Here is a 2,234-nt window from a genome sequence, read left to right on the forward strand (position 1 = left end):
GCGTGCCGGTGCCGATCAGCAGGATGGCGCGCGGCGCCCGCATGCAGCGCCTGGATGCCGAGTGCCGTGACGGCTGCGGTGCGGCGCCCCGTAACCGTCGGACCGTCGAGGACGAAACGCGTTTCGCCGGTCGTCGCGTCGCAGGCGATGACCTGTCCATGAATCGTCGGCAATCCGCGCGCGCCGTTGCCGGGGCACACGTTGACGAGCTTGTGGATGGCGAGATCGTGCGCGCTCGACGGCATCGACAGCATCACGCCGCCCGCTTGCAGCGGCACGACCAGACGCTCGGGGCTGACGATGTCGCCGTCCGCGTATTCGACCACGGTCTGTCTCAGGACGGCGAGCAGCGCCGGATAGTCGAGCAGCGCGGCGGTGCCGGCCGCATCGAAAACGGGAGTCGGGGAGGCAGCGTTCATGGGGGCGTCGGTACACCGAATGAGCGTGGAGGGTGAGCGCTGACGCGCCCGGCGCATCGCTGACAGATTGGATAGCGTTTGACGGCCAGCGTGGATCGAATCTATACCAATGAATGCGCCAGCCGCAAGTCAAAACGCCGTCATCGAGACAATTTTGGTTCTAATATCTGTCCACGATATCGGATCTGCGCGATATCAGACCACTTGACCGCGCATGCGGCTCAGGTATCGTGCGAACCCGTTCCCCCATTACCCGACGATCCGGCAGGAGCATGACGATGACGTCCGCGCGTCCCGAGTTTCAGGATGGCGGCTTCAGGCCGCTGCAAATCTACGAGCAGGTCGCCGAGAAAATTCGCGACGAGATTCGCGCGGGGCGCTACGCGCCCGATTTCCGGCTGCCGTCCGAGCGCGAGCTGGCGGCGCTGTTGACGGTCGGCCGTCCGGCCGTGCGGGAGGCGATCGGCGCGCTGCAGAACGAAGGGCTTGTGTATACGAAGCGCAACTCCGGCACCTACGTCGTATCGGCGCCGCTTGAGGTGCTCGCGCAAACCGGGGGCGCGCGCAGCGCGGCCGAGGCGGATGTCAGCCCGACCTCGACGCTCGACGTGCGGCTGATCCTGGAGCCGGCCGATCGCGCGCCTCGCGGCCGCGAAGGGCCAGCCCGACCGTGTCGCGGAACGCTATCTCGCGCAGATGGAAACCATTACCGATATCGACGATCCCTGCCAGCGCGCGCTGTGGAACGAGAGCGACCGGCTGTTCCATCGGCAGCTCGCGCTGATGACGGGCGATGCGCTGATCGTCAGGATCGCAGACGAAGTCGCGAAGACGATGGACGAGCCATTGTGGAAGCGCCTGAAGGACGACGGGATCCATGACGCGGGCCGGATCCGGCTCTACGTGTCCGAACATCGGCTGATCTACGAGGCGATCGTCGACGGCGATGCGGACGCCGCAGCGTTCTATGTCGAACAGCATATCCGGCGCGTGCGGCGGGACATCGCGCCGAAGTGATCGGCGGCGCGCGGCACCCCGCGCGCGCCATGCACGGGACGCCGGCGGCCGGCACGGCGGACCGCCCGGCGAGTTTTGGTACGATGCACGCTTTTCAGCAGAACCTTCATCCGCGTGAATCGCCGAAACGTGTCGTCAGTGCGTGACCTGTGTGCCAAATGGGCCGCGCGCGCCAAGCCTCTTGTGGCCGTTGCTGCCGCGCCGGTCAAGCGCATCCTTGCCTTCGTCTGGTTCCATCTGCGTCACCCGACGCGCCGCAGTGTCGCGCTCGCCGTCGTCGCCGTGCCGGCGCTGTTCCTGCTGTACGTGCTGGCGCTGATTCCGTTCACGCCGGGCATCGGCGACATTCGCAAGGCGCGGGTCGATCAGCCGGCGCAGGTCATGTCGGCCGACGGCAAGCTGCTCGCCGAATTCAAGCCCGCGAACCGCGAATGGGTGCCGCTCAAGCAGATCTCGCCGAAGATGGTGGATGCGCTGATCGCGACCGAGGATCACCGCTTCTACGAGCATCACGGCCTCGACTGGAAGCGCACCGCGTCCGCCGCGTTGCGCACGTTTTCCGGCGACCGGCAGGGCGGCTCGACGATCACGCAGCAGCTCGCACGCAACCTGTATCCGGACGAGATCGGCCGCGCGCCGACGCTCACGCGCAAGCTCAAGGAAGCGATCACCGCACTGAAGATCGAGGCGGTGTACAGCAAGGACCAGATCCTCGAAACGTACCTGAACACCGTGCCGTTCCTGTACAACGCGTACGGCGTCGAGATGGCCGCGCGCACGTACTTCGACAAATCGGCC

1 protein-coding gene and 2 pseudogenes are annotated in these 2,234 nt (G+C 66.3%); 2 read left to right on the top strand and 1 reads right to left on the bottom strand.

Annotated elements, in window-relative coordinates; all coding sequences use genetic code 11:
* Window positions 1-419, bottom strand: a pseudogene (locus KH616_RS24315) (delta(1)-pyrroline-2-carboxylate reductase family protein); the annotation flags it as partial.
* 278 nt (window positions 420-697) lie between these two features.
* On the opposite strand from KH616_RS24315, the pseudogene KH616_RS24320 reads away from it, so the two are divergent.
* A pseudogene (locus KH616_RS24320) lies at window positions 698-1,436 on the top strand (GntR family transcriptional regulator).
* 129 nt (window positions 1,437-1,565) lie between these two features.
* The coding region (locus KH616_RS24325) for a biosynthetic peptidoglycan transglycosylase (RefSeq protein WP_292253777.1) at window positions 1,566-2,234 on the top strand (669 nt) is incomplete at its 3' end.

The sequence above is a fragment of the Burkholderia sp. genome (genome assembly GCF_018375725.1).
Taxonomy (GTDB): Bacteria; Pseudomonadota; Gammaproteobacteria; order Burkholderiales; family Burkholderiaceae; genus Burkholderia.